Source organism: Chromobacterium haemolyticum (assembly GCF_009936155.1).
Taxonomy (GTDB): domain Bacteria; phylum Pseudomonadota; class Gammaproteobacteria; order Burkholderiales; family Chromobacteriaceae; genus Chromobacterium; species Chromobacterium haemolyticum.
In genome coordinates this window covers 2,223,186-2,240,429 of the sequence record NZ_AP019312.1, presented here as the reverse complement: position 1 = coordinate 2,240,429, position 17,244 = coordinate 2,223,186, and the positions used below count along the sequence as shown (strand labels likewise).

The 17,244-nt window shown below is 62.1% G+C and carries 14 protein-coding genes; 7 read left to right on the top strand and 7 right to left on the bottom strand.

All coding sequences use genetic code 11. The features are described from left to right. Positions 1-95 precede the first annotated feature (95 nt). Both hemH and GYH29_RS10170 read left to right on the top strand, forming a co-directional pair. Positions 96-1,184, top strand: a complete 1,089-nt coding sequence (gene hemH, locus GYH29_RS10175) for a ferrochelatase (RefSeq protein ID WP_161523634.1) — start codon at positions 96-98, stop codon at positions 1,182-1,184. A 279-nt stretch (positions 1,185-1,463) separates the two neighbouring features. Then, entirely contained in the window at positions 1,464-2,687 is a 1,224-nt protein-coding gene (locus tag GYH29_RS10170; protein WP_019101420.1) for a branched-chain amino acid ABC transporter substrate-binding protein, read from the top strand. Between the two features lie 111 nt (positions 2,688-2,798). Here the strand turns inward: GYH29_RS10170 and GYH29_RS10165 are convergent, their stop codons facing one another. Genes GYH29_RS10165 through GYH29_RS10155 form a run of 3 tightly spaced genes read right to left on the bottom strand, consistent with a single transcriptional unit; the run spans position 2,799 to position 4,746 of the window. Beyond that, positions 2,799-3,614, bottom strand: coding sequence for a crotonase/enoyl-CoA hydratase family protein (locus GYH29_RS10165; RefSeq protein ID WP_174243637.1), 816 nt, complete (start codon positions 3,612-3,614; stop codon positions 2,799-2,801). Beyond that, positions 3,611-4,105, bottom strand: coding sequence for a DUF4442 domain-containing protein (locus GYH29_RS10160; protein ID WP_232060565.1), 495 nt, complete (start codon positions 4,103-4,105; stop codon positions 3,611-3,613). The genes GYH29_RS10165 and GYH29_RS10160 overlap by 4 nt, the downstream gene beginning before the upstream one ends. 56 nt (positions 4,106-4,161) lie before the next feature. Further along, positions 4,162-4,746, bottom strand: a complete 585-nt coding sequence (locus GYH29_RS10155) for a TetR/AcrR family transcriptional regulator (protein WP_043593624.1) — start codon at positions 4,744-4,746, stop codon at positions 4,162-4,164. Positions 4,747-4,972: 226 nt separating this feature from the next. Here GYH29_RS10155 and GYH29_RS10150 point away from each other — a divergent pair, with 226 nt between their 5' ends. The 4 genes from GYH29_RS10150 (at position 4,973) to GYH29_RS10135 (ending at position 12,577) form a co-directional block, all read left to right on the top strand. After that, positions 4,973-7,024 carry a site-specific recombinase gene (locus GYH29_RS10150; RefSeq protein WP_118267480.1) on the top strand — a complete coding sequence of 684 codons (2,052 nt, stop codon included), beginning with the start codon at positions 4,973-4,975 and terminating at the stop codon, positions 7,022-7,024. A 287-nt stretch (positions 7,025-7,311) separates the two neighbouring features. Further along, entirely contained in the window at positions 7,312-8,670 is a 1,359-nt protein-coding gene (fliD, locus tag GYH29_RS10145; protein WP_161523633.1) for a flagellar filament capping protein FliD, read from the top strand. 363 nt (positions 8,671-9,033) lie between these two features. Next, positions 9,034-10,029 carry an LD-carboxypeptidase gene (locus tag GYH29_RS10140; protein WP_232060564.1) on the top strand — a complete coding sequence of 332 codons (996 nt, stop codon included), beginning with the start codon at positions 9,034-9,036 and terminating at the stop codon, positions 10,027-10,029. Between the two features lie 103 nt (positions 10,030-10,132). Then, positions 10,133-12,577 (top strand): S9 family peptidase, encoded by a 2,445-nt coding sequence (locus GYH29_RS10135; RefSeq protein ID WP_161523631.1) that lies wholly within the window; start codon positions 10,133-10,135, stop codon positions 12,575-12,577. A 383-nt stretch (positions 12,578-12,960) separates the two neighbouring features. On the opposite strand, the gene GYH29_RS10130 is transcribed toward GYH29_RS10135, so the two are convergent. Then, positions 12,961-14,100 (bottom strand): HoxN/HupN/NixA family nickel/cobalt transporter, encoded by a 1,140-nt coding sequence (locus GYH29_RS10130; protein WP_161523630.1) that lies wholly within the window; start codon positions 14,098-14,100, stop codon positions 12,961-12,963. Between the two features lie 133 nt (positions 14,101-14,233). On the opposite strand from GYH29_RS10130, the gene GYH29_RS10125 reads away from it, so the two are divergent. Then, on the top strand, positions 14,234-14,509 hold the full coding sequence (locus GYH29_RS10125; RefSeq protein ID WP_107732259.1) for a metal/formaldehyde-sensitive transcriptional repressor: 276 nt from the start codon (positions 14,234-14,236) through the stop codon (positions 14,507-14,509). A gap of 268 nt (positions 14,510-14,777) precedes the next feature. Here GYH29_RS10125 and GYH29_RS10120 read toward each other — a convergent pair whose 3' ends face one another. The 3 genes from GYH29_RS10120 to GYH29_RS10110 form a co-directional block, all read right to left on the bottom strand. Next, positions 14,778-15,587 (bottom strand): MetQ/NlpA family ABC transporter substrate-binding protein, encoded by an 810-nt coding sequence (locus GYH29_RS10120; protein ID WP_019101410.1) that lies wholly within the window; start codon positions 15,585-15,587, stop codon positions 14,778-14,780. Between the two features lie 68 nt (positions 15,588-15,655). Further along, positions 15,656-16,342 (bottom strand): methionine ABC transporter permease, encoded by a 687-nt coding sequence (locus GYH29_RS10115; RefSeq protein WP_043641827.1) that lies wholly within the window; start codon positions 16,340-16,342, stop codon positions 15,656-15,658. Beyond that, a complete protein-coding gene (locus GYH29_RS10110; protein ID WP_052052234.1) occupies positions 16,342-17,079 on the bottom strand; it encodes a methionine ABC transporter ATP-binding protein in 738 nt (245 codons plus the stop codon). Before GYH29_RS10110 ends, GYH29_RS10115 begins: the two co-directional genes overlap by 1 nt. Positions 17,080-17,244: the final 165 nt, after the last annotated feature.

Sequence of the window (17,244 nt, the reverse complement as noted above, 5' to 3'; positions counted from 1 at the left end):
CAGATCGCAAACAGGTCTTAAGATCACCCGGCCGCTGCCCCCCCTAAAAACCCAACCGGGCGCAATGCCGCCCGGCACCAACCAAGAGGTCACGCATGGCGGATTTCAAGCCCGAACCCCCTTTTCGCCACGATTACACGCCCAAAACCGGTGTGCTGCTGATGAATCTGGGCACGCCGCAAGCCCCCACCGCCAAGGCTCTGCGCCCCTACCTGAAAGAGTTTCTTTCCGACCGCCGCGTGATCGAAATCCCGCGCGCGCTCTGGTGGCTGATCCTCAACGGCGTCATCCTGAACACCCGCCCCGCCCAATCCGCCAAAAAATACGCGGCGATCTGGGAGAAGGACGGTTCGCCGCTTTATACCCACACCCGCAAGCAGGCCGCGTTAATCAAAGGCCAGTTGGGTGAAATGGGGCTGCGCGACTTAGTCGTGGATTTCGCCATGCGCTACGGCGAACCCTCGGTGGAAAGCGTGATCGCCCGCATGCGAGAACAAGGCGTGGAACGTCTGCTGGTGGTGCCTTTGTATCCTCAATACGCGGCTTCCTCCAGCGCCACTGCGCTGGATCAGGTATTCCGCTCCCTGATGAAACTGCGCAATATGCCGGAGCTGCGCACCGTTCGTCATTTTCACGACGATCCCGGCTATATCCGCGCGCTGGCGGAACAAGTGCGCTCGCATTGGCGCGAACATGGCCGCGGCGACAAATTGGTGATGAGCTTTCACGGCGTCCCCCGGTTCACCCGCGACAAAGGCGACCCTTATCACTGTGAATGCCAGAAAACCGGCCGCTTATTGGCGGAAGAATTGGGCTTGTCGCATCAAGAATACCAAGTGTGCTTCCAAAGCCGATTCGGTCGCGCGGAATGGCTGCAGCCTTATACCAGCGAAGTATTGACTCAACTAGGCAAGGACAAGACCGGCAAGCTGGATATTCTCTGCCCCGGCTTTATCGCCGACTGCCTGGAAACGCTGGAGGAAATCGCGATGGAAGGCAAGGAAACCTTCCTCAGCCACGGGGGCGGCGAATATCGATACATTTCTTGTTTGAACGAAAACCCGCAATGGATTCTCGCAATCTCGACTATGATCAAAAAGAATCTGTCGGGATGGTGCGAAGCGCCGGAGGAAAACGCCCTGCTGCGCCAGCAGCGAGCCCAGACGTTGGGCGCCAAGGCCTGAAACAAGACTGCCGGCAAAAATCCGAACAAGTCTTTTAAATTCAAAAACTTGAAATACAAGAAACGCCCCCTGGCAATTATTCCAGGGGGCGTTTGCGCTTTAGACACACCATTGGCGAAGAAGTTTACAAATAGTTGCATCCCTCCCCGGTTTTGACATTGACACTCGCGCAAACAGCTACCCATAATCAAACGCAACCAACGGTCATTTCACCAAAATGCCGTTGGCCACAAAGAGATGACTAGAGTCTACAGAATAGAGAATCAGGGGATACATCACATGAACAAATATGTCCGCCTCAGCGTCATTGCCGCTGCCGCCATGACCCTGGCCGCCTGCGGCAAACAGGAGCAACCAGCCGCCAATCAGGCGGCTTCGGCCCCGGCTCAAGCCGCTGGCGACGGCGCCGTCGTCAAGATCGGCCAGGTATCGCCGATGTCCGGTCCCATTTCCCATTTGGGCAAGGACAACGAGTACGGCGCCAAACTGGCCATCGCCGATCTGAACGCCGCCGGCGTGGAGATCGGCGGGAAGAAGCTCAAATTCGAACTGGTGTCGGAAGATGACCAAGGCGACCCGAAAATCGGCACCCAAGTGGCGCAGCGCCTGGTTGACGCCGGCGTCGCCGGCGTGGTGGGTCACTTGAACTCCGGCACCACCATCCCCGCGTCCAAGATTTACTCCGACGCGGGCATTCCTCAAATCTCCCCCTCCGCCACCAACCCGGACTACACCAAGCAAGGCTTCAAGACCACCTTCCGCGTGATCGCCAACGACGTGCAGCAAGGCCGCGCGTTGGGCGAATTCGCCGCCACCGGGCTGAAGGCGAAGAAGATCGCCATCATTGACGACCGCACGGCTTACGGCCAAGGCCTCGCCGATCAGTTCGAGGCAGCGGTCAAGGGCAAGGGCGCCGAAGTGGTGAAACGCGAGTTCACCACCAACACCGCCACCGACTTCAACGCCATCCTGACCTCGATCAAGGCCAGCAAGCCGGACCTGATTTTCTACGGCGGCATGGACGCGCAAGCCGGCCCCTTGGCCAAGCAGATGCAGCGCCTGGGCCTCAAGGCCAAACTGATGGGCGGCGACGGCTGGCAGACGCCGGAATTCATCAAACTGGCCGGCGAGGCCTCCGACGGGCAATACGCGTCCAGCTGCGGCGTGCCGCGCGACAAGATGCCCGGCTTCGCGGCGTTCAACGATAAGTTCAAGAAGCAGTTCAATACCGAGGTGCAGATCTACGCGCCGTATGAATACGATGCGGTAATGGTGCTGGTGGACGCGATGAAGCGCGCCAAATCCACCGACCCCAAGACCTATCTGGCCGAAGTGGGCAAGACCGGCTACACCGGCGTGACAGGCAAGATCGCCTTTGACGACAAGGGCGACATCAAGAACGGCGCGGTCACCGTGTATCAGGTCAAGGGCGGCAAGTGGGAAGTGGTGTCCACCGTCGGCGGCGAAGCCGCCGCCGCGCCGGCCGCCAGCGCCGCTCAGTAAGCGCTGCCGAACCCGCTTGACTCAAAAAGAGGCGCTCCGCGCCTCTTTTTCTTTGCCCGCCGCCAACGACAATGGCGCCCGCAGGCGCCATTGGGAACAGACAAACCGCGCTCAGTCGCGGAACTGCGCCGCGTGGCCGGTCAGGATGGCCATGCCGGCCTTTTGGATATCCTCGGAGATCAGCATCGCCGCGTTCCAGCTCGCCACATAATTAAGGCCGTCCTCCACAGAATGGTCGCGGCTGTAGTTGAGCACTTCCTTGCAGCCGCGCATCGCCAACGGCGACTTGCCGGCGATCAGCCGCGCCGACTCCAGCGCCGCCGCCAGCACCGCGTCCGCATCCGGCAACACCCGGTTGACCAAACGCATCGCCAGCGCCTCTTCCGCGGCCACGTCGCGGCCGGTCAACGCCAGTTCGCGCGCCATGCCCTCGCCCACCACGCGTGGTAGCCGCTGTAGCGACCCCACGTCCGCCACCATGCCCACGTCGATCTCCCGCACCGAGAACACCGCGTCCGCGGCGGCGAAGCGGAAATCCGCGGCCAGCGCGACATCCAGGCCGCCGCCGACGCAAGCGCCGTGCACCGCGGCGATCACCGGCTTGCGGCAATGTTCCAGACTATTGACGCAGTCCTGCAGATCCAGGATCAGCCTACGCAACTTCTCGCGCTTGCGCGCCTCGCAATCGTCGGCGATCTCCGCCTGCACGCCCATCAGCATGCCCAGGTCGATGCCGGAACAGAAATGCCTGCCCTCGCCGGCCAACACGCCCACGCGTGCCTCGGGAGCGTCGTCCAGCCACTCGAAAGCGGCGCGCAAATCCTGCCACATTTGCCGGTTCAGGGCATTGGCCTTATCCGCGCGGCTGAGGCGAATCAGCGCTACATGCTCGTTCAGTTCGATTCGCATCGTTTCCAGATTGATCATGCCGCCGCTCCTTGTTCCGGACGCTTCTTGGGAATCCACGCCCACAGCATTTCGCATTCGATCGGCGATTCGCCGGATTCGTCGGTGACAAGCACCGGCACCAGCACCTCGCCCTTTTCCGTGTCGTGCATCAGCTGAATCTGTTCCGCGTTCAGGCTGGCCACCGCGCGCATATCCCCTTGCGAACGACGCACGTAGTTGACCTTCATGGACTTAAGCAGCATCAGCTTGTCGTCCGGCATGTTCATGCCGACGACAAAGCCGGTCGAAGTCTCCGCCAGCAAGGCCATCGCCGCGGCGTGCACGCCGCGAATGTGGTTCTGCACCTTCTTGCGGTTGCGAATGGACACCGTCAAGCGCTGATGGCCCACCTCCTCGAAACGCAGGCCGGCCGTGGACAGAAACGGCACGATCTTGCCGAACATCAAACTCAATACCGTGCTGCGCATTCCCGTCGGCAACTTGCCCACTTTGTCGGCAATGCGGCTCATGCTGTTTTTCTTGTACTCCATGTAGCGCCCCTCTGTTGTTGTCGTGATTCCGGCACTCAACGCCCGTCCAGCCCCAGCACCGCGCGCACCTGCTGCTTGATGGTTTCCAGCGCGTGCGGGTCGATGCGCGCCAGTTGCAGCGCGCCTTGCAAGGCGGAAAACAACATCATGCCGATTGCTTCCGGCGTGCCGGCGTAACGCATCTGGCCGCAGGCCGCTCCCCGCCGGGTGATGTCCACCGCCCACAGCCGCATCTCGTCGATGAAGGCCGCCGCCTCTTGCTGCATGTCCTCCGGCAACGTCAGGAACTCCGTGCTGAGAATGCCGCTGGGGCAGATCTGCCGGTGCTGTCGGTAATAGCTGTCGCTCAAACCGAAATACGCCTCCAGCTGCGCCCGGGGATCCAGCGCCGCTTGCTGGTCGATGAAGCGTTGGAAACGCCGGCGGTAACGCTGGATCAAGGCCACGCCCAGATCGCTTTTCTTGGGAAAGTGATAATGAATGGCGGCATTGCGCACGCCCAGCTCCGAGCTGATGTGCTGATAGCTGAAAGCGTTGAAGCCCCGGCTGAGCAGCAACTGCTCGGCGATGTCCAGAATGCGCTTGCGGGTGTCGGTCTTGGGATCGGAGCTTTGAGTCATGCGAAGCACTCTACTTACTGGTCAGTAAGGTGTCAATTACGCGATTTTGCAAGCAAAGCTGGAAACTGAATCAATCGTCCCCATCTCTAAACCCCGAGGTCGATTCCACGCGCCGCCAAGCAGGCGCTCGCGCCGCGCCGGAAAATCCAGCCGCTTGCGCCTACCATTAAGGTCGTAGGCCGGAGTCGCGCCCCACCACTCACTTTCATCCAAACCAGCACCCTAGATGAGCGAAAACATTCAGTCCCCCAGCCTGGAACAGGCCTTGCGCCAGATCAGCCAAGCGCCGGCCCAGCTCGACGCCCTGTCCGCCCTGCTGCAGTGCCTGCGCCCCGACGACGCCGGCAAACCGCAACAAGCGGTGGTCAATCTGCAAGCGCTGTCCTATCTGCTGGAGCACCATTCCGATTACCGCGCGGCCTTACGCAAAGCCTTGCTGCAATTGCTGACCGAAACCCGGCAGATTCCGCTGTATACCGAATGCGGCATCCTGGCCAACGAAGGTTTCGGCTCCACCTTGCTGCGCCGCGTCGGCGAGCGCATCCTGCCCATGCCTTATAAGGCGGATTCGCTGCAAGACCGCTTCAGCCGGCTGTTTAGCTGGAAACAAGACTACATTTGGCTGGCGGCCATCCCCAACGCCACTTGGCACGCGCTGTGGCGGGCGATGGCCTGGCAGGAGAACGATAACGCCGACGGCTGGCAGCAGACCCGGCTGCAATTATTGGAGTCGGTGCAAGTGCTGTCGGCCCAGATCACCGCCATCGGCCTGGAGCCCGAGCTGGTGCGCATCAATCCGGACATCGAGCGCTTCGAATCCCCTTTTCTCAACCTGAACGCCGAGGTTCAGCGCTATGTCGATGGCTACCGCCGCGATCTGGTGGAGAGCCTGCCGCGCGCCGAGGACGACAAGCACGTGCTGGTGCTGCTGGACCAGTGTGAAAGCATTCTCAACAAGGTGCGCAAGAACGCGCGGCGCTTCGGCATCTCGGTCAACCTCACCTACCACGGCCTGCGGCTGGCGCAGAGCATCGCCCGCATCCGCGCGCTGCTGGCCATCCTGGATCCGGAACACAACCCGGCCGCAGAACCGCATTTGTTCCAGCTCATCGTGACCTTCGCGCGCGCGGAGAACCGCAAATACAGCCTGCGCGATCTGTTCAAGTCCAATGTGGAGCTGCTGGCGCTGCAAGTCACCGAGCACGCCGGCCGCCACGGCGAGCACTATATCGCCGAGAGCCGCCAGGAGTGGTCAACCATGGCCAAGGCGGCGATGGGCGCCGGCCTGATCGTCGGCTTCATGGCGCTGATCAAACTGATGCTCAGCCGCGGCCATTTGCCCCCGCTGTGGGAAGGCATCGCCTTCGGCCTCAATTACGCCATAGGCTTCATCATCGTGCAGATCCTGCACCTGACCATTGCCACCAAGCAGCCGGCGATGACCGCCGCCCGCATCGCCGCGGTGCTGCATGAAAACCACGGCCAGAAGAAGCAGCTGGAAGACCTGGCCGACTTGGTGGTCAAAGTGATGCGCACTCAGTTCGTCGCCATCCTCGGCAACGTGTTGCTGGCCATCCCCACCGCCGGCCTGATCGCCTTCGCCTGGCAAGCCGCCTTTGGCGCGCCGGTGGTGAACGTGGTCAAGGCGCAAAGCCTGCTGCACGATATCGACCCCATTCACAGCCTAGCGCTGCCGCACGCCGCCATTGCCGGCGTCTTCCTGTTTCTGTCCGGCCTGATCGCCGGCTACTACGACAACAAGGCGATCTACCGCCGCATCCCGGAACGCATCGCCTCCCACGCCGGCCTGAAGCGGTTGCTGGGCGAGCACCGCGCCTGGAAGCTGGGCAGCTATATCGAGCACAATCTGGGCGCGCTGGCAGGCAACTTTTACTTTGGCATGTTCCTGGGCCTGACCGGCACCATAGGCTTCATCCTCGGCCTGCCCATCGACATCCGCCACATCACCTTTTCCGCCGCCAACCTGGCCTTCGCCACCGTGGCGCAGGACTTCCAATTGCCCTTGGCCACCGTGCTGCTGGGCTGCGCCGGCGTGGCGCTGATCGGCCTGACCAACCTGGCGGTCAGCTTCTCGCTGGCGCTGTGGGTGGCGCTGCGCTCGCGCAAGCTGTCCGGCAGCCTGCTGTGGCCTCTTGTGCCCATGCTGTTCAAACGCTTCCTCAACGCGCCGCTGTCTTTCTTCCTCCCGCCCAAGAGCCCTCCGCCGGAAGACGGCGGCGAAACCGGTGAAGCCGCCGAACTAAAGAACGGTTCGTGACCGCTCGGGGCCGCGGCGACGTCAACCCGCCGCCGCGGCCCGCGTTATAACGGAAACCGCCCCGCCGACTCATTCGCACGCGCCGCGCTAAAATCCGGACGGGAATGGTCGATAAGGTTTCATCAACGCGCAGCGCGCCGCCTTCTACAATGGAAGTTGCGGCGCAAGCTCGCGCCGGCCTGGCAGCCGGAGGCTCAACCGTGATGGACGCATTACGACAATAAGATTCTTGAATCTCTAGCATTGCAGCGCGCCCATGGCAGCGGATCGCGCGGGGAGAAGTCGTCATGGCGTCCATTACCACCAGCGTTGGGCCGCTGGACGTTCAAAGCATCGTCAGCCAACTGATGTCGATTGAGTCCCGGCCGCTGGCCCAAAGCCAAAGCCGGGTCAGCAACTATCAGTCCCAGCTCAGTTCCATCGGTCAGATCAGCTCGGCGCTGTCCGCCTTGCAGACCTCGGTCACCGCCATGGCCTCGGGCAGTTTCCTGCAACAATTCCAGGTCACCTCCACCGACAACACCATCGCCACCGCCAGTGCCACCTCCGGCGGCGTGGCCGGCAATTACGCGCTTAACGTCACCCAACTGGCACAGCCGCGGCAACTGGTGTTCGACCAAACATCCGGCGGACAAGCCATCACCGACCAGAACGCGGCGCTGGCCGGCGCCCCCAGCGCACTGAGCTTCACCGTCAACGGCACCACCAGCACGGTGCAATTGGGCCAGAACGGCTCCACCATCTCGCTCTCCTCAATCGCCGACAACATCAACAGCGCCGGCATCGGCGTCAACGCATCGGTGGTGCAGTACAACAACCATTACTCGCTGGTGCTGGCCTCCTCGCAATTCGGCCCCGCCAACGCCTTCAGCATTTCCGCCGGCGGCAGCGATAGCGGCGGCACCTCGGGCAACACCCTGGCCGGCCTGGGCCAGAGCAGCGCGGCCGCCAGCGAATCCGCGGCCGCTCAGGACGCGTTGCTGACCGTCAACGGCGTCAACGTGTCCAGCAGCAGCAACACCCTGAGCAATGTGATCAACGGCGCCTCCGTCAACCTCAACAAACTGGGCCAGGCAACACTGAACATGAGCCAGAACACCGCCAATGTCACCTCGACGCTGCAAAGCTTCGTCAGCGCTTACAATCAGGTGATAAGCGCCAGCAATTCCGCGCTGGGCGGCAGCATGAAGAACAATAGCGATGTGATCGGCCTGCAAGAGCAATTAGCCGGCCTGCTCAGCACCCCGGTGCCAGGCGTCAACGCCACCTCCTCTTACGCTTACCTGGCCCAGGTCGGCATCACCCAGCAGGCGGACGGCACGCTGAAACTGGACTCCACAGCCTTCACCTCCGCGCTAAAAGCCGACCCCGGCGCCGTGGCCAATCTGTTTGGCAATGCCAAGAACAACGGCTACGCCAACACCTTCAATACCGCCATCAATAATCTGCTGGGGCCCAACGGCATGATCACCACCGAACAAGGCGACATCAACACCAAGATCAGCGACGAGAACAATCTCCAGTCCCAGCTCAACAACCAGTTGGCCAATGAGAAAAGCTCGCTCCTGCACCAGTACACCTCGCTGAACAGCGAACTGTCCGCCATGCAGCAGTCCACTTCCAGCCTGGCCAATCTGCTTGCCTAAGGACCTGTTCATAGTCTGCTGCGCTTCAGCGATACGGCGTTAAAAACAAACTCAAAATGCTCAAGTACCACTTGTGCATTCCGCTTTCTCAGCCGTTTTCGCCTTGTCTCGCTCTAGCTCGCGAGATCGCAAATAGGCTCTATGAGCCTGTTCAAAGTGCATCACGACGGCGGCGCTCAGCATCGTCGCCGCGTTTGCCGTATACTGGCGCAACTCACGCAGCCTAGCGCTGTCGAACCTCGTTTGCACCAGCCCTTACCGGCCCCGGACTCAATGACTGCCCGCATTCAATACTCTCGTCGCCAACTACTCCAGATGGGCGCGCTCAGCGCCGGCCTTGGCCTCTTGCAAGGATGTCGCACCATGGTTGACCAATCGCTTCCCACGCCGGCCGCCGCCGGCAGCAGCCTCTATTTCACCGCCTGCTCCGGCCCGCTGCCGGACGCGCGCCAAAAACAGCAAGCCGTCGAGCGGCTGCGCTTGGCCGGTTACCAGCTTGAAAACGTCCAGGCTTTGGATCGCCGCTACCAGCGCTTCGCCGGCAGCGACGCGCAAAGGCTGGGCGACCTCAATCAGCTGATCTCGCGCCGCCGCGCGCCGCAGTTGCTGGTGGCCGGCCGTGGCGGCTACGGCGCCACGCGGCTGCTGCCTCATATCGACTACGGCCGGCTCTGCCCGCTGCTGCGTGAATCCGGCAGCCAACTGATCGGCTACAGCGACTTCACCGCCATCCAGCTGGCCTTGCTGGCCAAGGGCGGCCTGGGCAGCTTCGCCGGCCCCATGGTCAGCGACTTTGGAGCCAAGCAGCTCAGCGCCTTCACGCTGAATGAGTTCTTGACCACCACCACCACGCCCAACCGCCAACTGCGCGTCGACGCGCCTCAACGCCACAACGCCAGCGGCGAAGGCATTTTCTGGGGCGGCAACCTCAGCGTGCTCAGCAGCCTGGTCGGCACCCCCTACCTGCCGGAGATCAAAGGCGGTCTGCTGTTCCTGGAGGATGTCGCCGAACAGCCCTACCGCATTGAGCGCATGCTGCAGCAACTGCATCTCGCCGGCGTGCTTGCTAAACAACGCGCCATTTTCATCGGCGATTTCAATATGAACCGCCAAGTCGACATTTACGATCCCGGCTATACCCTGGACGCGGTATTGGAAGAAATCCGCCGTCTGACCGGGGTTCCGGTGCTGACAGGCATTCCTTTTGGTCATGTCCACGACAAGACCACGCTGCCTCTGGGCTTCCCGGCCCGCTTCAACGCAGACGGCGGCGGCCTGACGCTGCAGTTCTTCGACTACCCGGTAACACCGGCCAATCCGCAGCAAAAAGAACTGCTTAGCGCCGCCGCGCCGCTCTAGCGCACACTCGGCCTTCGCCGCCCGCGCGCGGCGCGCCTTGACGCTCCGGCAAGACTAGGGCAAGTTTTTTGACTTGCCCGCCATTCTTCGCCAGGAGTCCCGCATGTCCCTTCGTTCCCCGCTGCTGACCAGCGCGCCGCTCATTGTCGGCCTGTTGGCCGCGGCGCCGCTTAGCGCCGCCGAACACGGCTATCAGACCCCGCCCGCGGAACTGCAAGCGCTAGTGGACGCGCCGCGCCCTCCCTTACAAAGCCTGGGCCCCAAACGCCGGACCTTGCTGCAAATCCATCGTCCAGGCCTGCCCGGCATCGCCGATGTCGCTCAGCCTGAACTCAAGCTGGCCGGCTTGCGCCTGAACCCCTCGATGCGTGCCGCCAGCCGTTTCGACTTCGGCAACGCACTGACCCTGCTGGACGTCAAACAAGGCCGCGCCCGCACGGTACGCGGCCTGCCGGCCGGCGCCCGCATCGCGGACACAGCCTGGTCCGCCGACGAAAGCCGAGTGGCCTTCAGCCTGTGGGGCGTCAAGGGCGTGGAGCTGTGGCTGCTGGATGTCGCCGACGCCCGCGCCCGCCGGCTGGGCGATTTCCACCTCAACGCCGCCACCGGCTCCGGCTTCGCCTGGTTCGGCGAACAATTGCTGATCAAGCGCGTGCCCGCGAAGCAAGGCCCCGCGCCGCGGCAACCCCAAGCGCCCAGCGGCCCCAACATCCAGCAAAGCGAAGGCGGCATCCTGTCCCAAACCCGGACCTATCCCGATCTGCTCAAGACCCCGTACGACGCCGACTTGCTCGACTATCAACTGCAAAGCCAATTGGCGCTGGTCGGCCTGGACGGCAAGCTCAGTACGATCGGTCAACCGGACCGCTATCTCAGCGTCAGCGGCTCTCCCAACCGCCAATACCTGCTGGCCACCCGCCTGCAGCGCCCCTACTCCGGCCTGGTGCCGATATCCCGCTTCCCTAAACGCATCGATGTACTGGACCGGCATGGCCGTATTGCGCACACCGTGACTCAGCGGCCGCTGCTGGAACGCATGCCGTCCGGCAACGACGCGGTGGAGGCTGGTCCGCGCGAAATCGCCTGGCGCGCCGACGCTCCAGCGTCTCTGTTTTGGGTTGAGGCGCTGGACGGAGGCGACCCTGCCCGCGCCGCCGCCGAACGCGACGCGCTCTATCTGCAAGCCGCGCCGTTTCAGCAAGCGCCGCGGCGGCTGATGCGGCTGACCAGCCGCTTCGCCGATGTCCGCTGGGGCCGCGGCGACCTGGCTCTGGTGCGCGAGCACTGGTGGAAAACCCGTGAACTGAAAGTCTGGCGCGCGCGCCCGGATCAGGATGTCGCGCCGGAGTTGTTGAGCAGCCGCAAATCGGAAGACCGCTACAGCGACCCAGGCGAGGCGGCCATGGTCAGCAATGCTAACGGCCAATCCGTGCTGCAAACCACGCCGGACGGCAAGTCCGTCTATCTGCTGGGCGAAGGCGCCGGCCCCGACGGCGACCGCCCCTTCGTCGACCGCTACGCTCTAGCCGATAAACGCGCCACGCGGCTATGGCAATCGCAAGCGCCCTGGTTTGAACAGCCGGCCGCACTGCTGGACGACGCCGGCCAAGAGCTTCTGCTTAGCCGCGAATCCGTCGACCAGCCGCCCAATCTCTACCGTCTGACGCTGGGGCACGCCGCCGAACCGCTGGCGCTAACGCATATGCCGCACCCAACACCACAGCTGAAAAACGTCTCCAAAAAGCAGCTGCGCTACCAACGCGCCGATGGAGTGAAGCTGACCGCCACCCTCTACCTGCCGCCCGGCTACGAGGCCAAACGCGATGGTCCGCTGCCGCTGCTGATGTGGGCCTATCCCACCGAGTTCAAAACCGCCGCCGCAGCCAGCCAGGTGACGGAGTCCCCTTACCGTTTCAACCGCGTCAGCTATTGGGGGCCGCTGGCCATGCTGGCGCGCGGCTACGCGGTGATGGACGACCCAGGCATGCCCATCGTCGGCGAAGGCGACAAAGAGCCGAACGACAGCTACCTGCCGCAACTGAAAATGAACGCCCAGGCCGCCGTGGACGAAGTGGTTCGACTGGGCGTGGCCGACCCGGCCCGCATCGCCGTCGGCGGCCATTCCTACGGCGCCTTCATGACCGCCAACCTGCTGGCTCACACCCGGCTGTTCCATGCCGGCATCGCCCGCTCCGGCGCCTACAATCGCACGCTGACACCCTTTGGCTTCCAATCGGAGGAACGCAATTTCTGGCAGGCCAAAGAGGTCTACCAAGCCATGTCGCCGTTTAACTTCGCCAATCAGATCAAAGACCCGCTCTTGCTGATTCATGGCGAGATGGACAATAACCCCGGTACCTTCCCGCTGCAAAGCGAGCGGCTGTATCAAGCGCTGCAAGGACTGGGGGCCACTGCGCGGCTGGTGACCCTGCCGGCGGAGAGCCACGGCTACCGCGCGCGCGAATCCATACTGCACATGCTGTGGGAGCAGGACCGCTGGCTGGAGCGATACCTGGGCCGCGCCGGCACCGCGCGGAGGCCATCCTAAGTACCCGGTTCAAAGTCTCGGAACGAGACATGGCGAAAACCGCAGAAAAGGCGAAATGCACATGGGGTACATGCGCATTTCGCAAGGAGCACTCGCCGCGCCACGTCTTACGATGCGCCGCGGACTTCAAGCTGCCAACAAAACCTCGCGGAGAACCTGAGCCTAGGCGCGCGGACGCAGGCAACGACAAAGAGGCGCAAGGGAGGATCAGATGTTTGCTTAGCGGGTCCTAGAACCTGTTTACGATATGCTGCGCATCAGCGATACAGCGTTGAAAACCGCTTCAGAATGCTCATGTACCACTGCACACTCCGCTTCTTCCGCCATTTTCGCCTTGTCTGGCCTTAGCTCGCGAGATCGTAAACAGACGCTTAGAACAGGTTCTAAGCGACCAGGCCGCGCGCGGCTTGCGCGGCCATCGCCAACCCAACCAGCAACATCAAACCGGCAGATAGATAGGGCGCGCGCCGCGCCCATTCGCCCAGCCCGCCAAAGCGGGCGCTCGCCTGACGCACGCCCCAGGCCGCCAACACTCCAACGCTGACCAGCGCCAAGGCCAGACCCAGGCTGAACGCAGCCACCATGGTAGCCCCCAGGGAAAAGTGCTTCAGGTGCAGGCATAGCAGCAAAATAGTCACCGAGGCCGGGCACGGTATCAAGCCCCCAGTCAGGCCAAACAACGCAATCTGAGCGTTGCCAACCTCCTTGCCCGCAAAGCGCCGCTGAATCTGTTCCGCGTGCGCGCGTTCGTGCGCGTCTTGATAAACGGGCAGCGCCGCCGACGCGCGACGCGCTCGTTGTGTCAACCCCGCGCCCTCCGCCCGACGGTAGGGCCCGGCGCGCCCGGCGCAGCCCATTGCCTCCAGCTGCAAAGGGTAGCGATGAGCGTGACCGCCGTGACTCAAGAGCAAAGCGCTTACAAGCGCTCCAGCGGGCAAACACGGGCTGAGCAGATACTCCCCCTCAGTTTCAAAACCTAGCACTCCTTGCTCTTCGCCGCGCCGCCAAGCCAGCGACAAGCCACGTCCATCAGGCTTCAGCCGTCGCAAACCGGTGTCGTACTGGTACAAGGCCACGCGCAGCCCCTCCTCCCGCACGGGCAGCGCCTCCATCAAGCCATGGCCGGTGTTTATCATGCGGCCGCCCTGAGGCGGCTTCAGCATGGCCCGAGCGGCTAGATTGTCTCGCCAAGTACGCCATAGCATCCAGGCTGCCACCACCATGACCACGACAGCCGAAAACAGCATCAGATAAGGCTCCGCCTGCTCGGCAATCAACTGATTCCCGTACTTGAGCGCCAGCGCAGCCAGCAGCCAAACGATCAGCGAATGCGACAAGGCCGCGCACAGGCCAAGCAGCACGGCCTGACCGATGCTGCCGCGGATAGCAATGATGAAAGAAGCCATCATGGTCTTGGAATGCCCGGGCTCCAGCCCGTGCAGCGCCCCCAGCAGGATGGCGGAAGGAATGAACAACCAGAGATTAATGCTTCCTTGTTGAATCAGCTCGACGATTGGCGGCATCTTCAGCCTTCTTTTACAATACGTTCATGCCGGCCTCCCCGCTCACGGAGGGACAAACCGGCGGCACCGCAGCAAAGCTGCGCCCATATACTATACCCCAGTATATTATCAACAATAAGGGACGTCCACTCGCATGCCGCATACCGTGAAAGACAAGAAGAAGTTATTGACCCGCGTCCGACGCATCAAAGGCCAGGCGGAAGCGTTGGAACGCGCACTGGAACAGGAAGTTGATTGCTCGGCGATTCTGCAACAAATCGCCGCAGTACGCGGCGCTGTCAATGGACTAATGATGGAAGTGATCGAGGGCCATCTGCGCGAGCACCTGGGGCCGGAGGCTGCCGACCCCGCACAGCGCGGCAAAGACTTGGAACAGGTGACGAGTGTGCTGCGCTCCTACCTGAAATAAGAGCTCCTAAGAGCCTGTTCAAAGTCTCGCGAGCAAGGGCGAGACAAGGCGAAAACGAGCGAAAAAGCGGAATGTACACGTGTTACATGAGCATTTTGAGCTTGTACTCACCGTACAACGCTCCACGAAGCGCGGCAGACTTTGAACAGGTCCTAAGCGCGCAAAAAAATAGGGAGGGCCAAGCCCTCCCACCAAGTCTTGTAGCCAGGAGTGTTACAAGAAATCCTGCGCCGCCGGCCGTTGGCCGGCGCGCGAATAACAATCTCGCTTACTTCCAGTTCTGCGGAAGCTTGTAGCCCGCGTATTTCTGCTTGGCGAAAGCCTTGAACTCCGGCGAGTTATAAGCCGCCACCACGTCCTTGGCCCAGGGCTTGCTCAAGTCAGCCGTGCGCACCGCGCCCCAGTTGACATAGGCGTAGCTCTTCTCCTGATAGACCGCCTCGGTCAGCTTGATGCCGGAGCTGGTGGCGTAGTTGCCGTTGATCACCGAGAAGTCCACATCACTGCGCGAACGCGGCAACTGTGCAGCCTCCAGCGGAATAATCTTGATCTTCTTCACATTGACAGCGATGTCGCGCTCGGAAGCGGTCAAGGGGTTGATGCCCGGCTTCAGCTTGACCCAGCCCAGATCGGCCAGCATCACCAGCGCGCGGGCAAAGTTGGACGGATCATTGGGGGCGGCCACGGTGGAACCCACTTTGACGTCTTTCAGCGCCTTGATCTTGCCAGCGTAAATGCCCAGCGGCGCGGTCGGCACTTGGAAAGCCTCTTTCAGGCTCAATTTGTGCTCTTTGACGAAATTGTCCAGATAGGGCTTGTGCTGGAACACATTCACATCCAGCGCGCCTTCCTGCAAAGCCAGGTTCGGGCGGACATAGTCGGTGAACTCCACCAGCTTGACCTTGTAGCCCTGCTTTTCCAGAATCGGTTTGATCGACTGCTTGACCATGTCGCCGAAATCGCCGACGGTGGTGCCAATCACGATGTCCTTCTTGGCCGGGTCCGCCGCCAGCGCCGCGCCCGCCGCCGCCAATCCCAATACCGAAGCCGCCACTGCCTTGATCACGAATCTACGCATTTTTTTCTCCTGCTTTGTCCATTGATAGGTAAAAGGTCCACCATGCCGGCGCCAAGCGCCGGCGAATGTCAACGTTTGTCCAGCTTGGCCGCCAGCCGGTTGCCCAGCAGTTGGATGATCTGTACCAGCACCACCAGCATCAGCACCATGGCCACCATCACATCGGTCTGATAACGGTAGTAGCCATAGCGGATGGCCAAGTCGCCGATGCCGCCGCCGCCCACCACCCCCGCCACCGCGGTATAGCTCAGGAAGCTGATGGTGAGGATGGTCAGACTGGAAATCAGGCCGGAGCGCGCCTCGTTGAGCAGCACCTTGCAAATGATCTGCAGCGGGCTGGCGCCCATCGCTTCGGCCGCCTCCACCACTCCGCGAGGAATCTCGCGCAGCGTCTGCTCGACCAGACGACCAAAATACGGAATCGCGGCGAAGGCCAGAGGCACCGAAGCCGCCACCGGACCGATGGTGCTGCCCACCAGCGCCCGCGTCAGCGGCACCAACGACACCATCAGAATAATGAAGGGGAAGGAACGCACCAAGTTCACCACCCAGCCCAACACGCCGTTCAACGCGCGGTTGGCGAACTGCTGGCCCGGCTGGGTCAGGTAGAGCACGATGCCCAGCGGGCCACCCAGCAAGACGGCCGCGCTCAGGCCTATGCCCAGCATCACCAGCGTTTCCTGGAAGGCCTGCCAGATTTCCGGCCCCATGCTCGCCAGGTTTTGCAATGCTTCGTTCAGGGTTGCGGCATCCATTACGCGGCCTCCAGCAGCGAGCGCGCCAGATCGGAGTCCGCCGCCACTTCGTTATCCGACACATCCACCACTTCCACCACCCGACCGGCGTCCAAAGCCGCCGCGCGATGGCAGATCGCCCGCACCACGCCCATCTCATGAGTGACGATGACGATAGTGACGCCAAAGCGTTGATTAATGTCTTTCAGGCACTCCAACACGGCTTGAGTGGTTTTCGGGTCCAGCGCCGATGTAGGCTCATCGGCCAGAATCACCTTGGGGCTGGGCGCCAGGGCGCGGGCAATGCCGACGCGCTGCTTCTGACCGCCGGACAATTGGGCCGGGTAGTGGTTGGCGCGGTCCAGCAAGCCCACCACTTCTAGACATTCGTTGACGCGCTTATCTATATCCGTCTTAGCCCAGCCCGCCACTTCCAGCGGAAAGGCGACATTGCCGGCCACGGTGCGGTTGGCCATCAAATTGAACTGCTGGAACACCATGCCGATATTCTGGCGCGCGCGGCGCAAAGCCTTGGCGGACAAGCTGGTCAGGTCTTCGCCATCGACGATGACCGCGCCGTGGTCCGGGCGCTCCAGTAAATTGATCAGGCGCAGCAAAGTGGACTTGCCGGCGCCGGAAAAGCCGATCAGTCCGAAGACTTCGCCCGGACGAATGGTAAGAGAGGTGTCCGTGACCGCGTCGAACCAGCCACCCTCGGGATGACGGAAACGCTTACGAACATTTTGCAGATGAATCATTCCAAACACTCCAAAAACACAAGGCCCGCCAATGAACTTGGCGGGCCTTGCATGGGAATCTTCGGAATCAATGCTGAATCGAGATTACTGTAAGCAGATGCTGGTTTGTTTCCTGGGTCTGCTTACCCACGCTTTAGCTGTTTTACGCCCGCAAGCTGTGTTCAA

Bases quoted from the DNA above. Each gene is read 5' to 3' on its own strand.
- hemH (WP_161523634.1), top strand. From the start codon at position 96: ATGGCGGATTTCAAGCCCGAACCCCCTTTTCGCCACGATTACACGCCC.
- GYH29_RS10170 (WP_019101420.1), top strand. From the start codon at position 1,464: ATGAACAAATATGTCCGCCTCAGCGTCATTGCCGCTGCCGCCATGACC.
- GYH29_RS10165 (WP_174243637.1), bottom strand. From the start codon at position 3,614: ATGATCAATCTGGAAACGATGCGAATCGAACTGAACGAGCATGTAGCG.
- GYH29_RS10160 (WP_232060565.1), bottom strand. From the start codon at position 4,105: ATGAGCCGCATTGCCGACAAAGTGGGCAAGTTGCCGACGGGAATGCGC.
- GYH29_RS10155 (WP_043593624.1), bottom strand. From the start codon at position 4,746: ATGACTCAAAGCTCCGATCCCAAGACCGACACCCGCAAGCGCATTCTG.
- GYH29_RS10150 (WP_118267480.1), top strand. From the start codon at position 4,973: ATGAGCGAAAACATTCAGTCCCCCAGCCTGGAACAGGCCTTGCGCCAG.
- fliD (WP_161523633.1), top strand. From the start codon at position 7,312: ATGGCGTCCATTACCACCAGCGTTGGGCCGCTGGACGTTCAAAGCATC.
- GYH29_RS10140 (WP_232060564.1), top strand. From the start codon at position 9,034: ATGGTTGACCAATCGCTTCCCACGCCGGCCGCCGCCGGCAGCAGCCTC.
- GYH29_RS10135 (WP_161523631.1), top strand. From the start codon at position 10,133: ATGTCCCTTCGTTCCCCGCTGCTGACCAGCGCGCCGCTCATTGTCGGC.
- GYH29_RS10130 (WP_161523630.1), bottom strand. From the start codon at position 14,100: ATGCCGCCAATCGTCGAGCTGATTCAACAAGGAAGCATTAATCTCTGG.
- GYH29_RS10125 (WP_107732259.1), top strand. From the start codon at position 14,234: ATGCCGCATACCGTGAAAGACAAGAAGAAGTTATTGACCCGCGTCCGA.
- GYH29_RS10120 (WP_019101410.1), bottom strand. From the start codon at position 15,587: ATGCGTAGATTCGTGATCAAGGCAGTGGCGGCTTCGGTATTGGGATTG.
- GYH29_RS10115 (WP_043641827.1), bottom strand. From the start codon at position 16,342: ATGGATGCCGCAACCCTGAACGAAGCATTGCAAAACCTGGCGAGCATG.
- GYH29_RS10110 (WP_052052234.1), bottom strand. From the start codon at position 17,079: ATGATTCATCTGCAAAATGTTCGTAAGCGTTTCCGTCATCCCGAGGGT.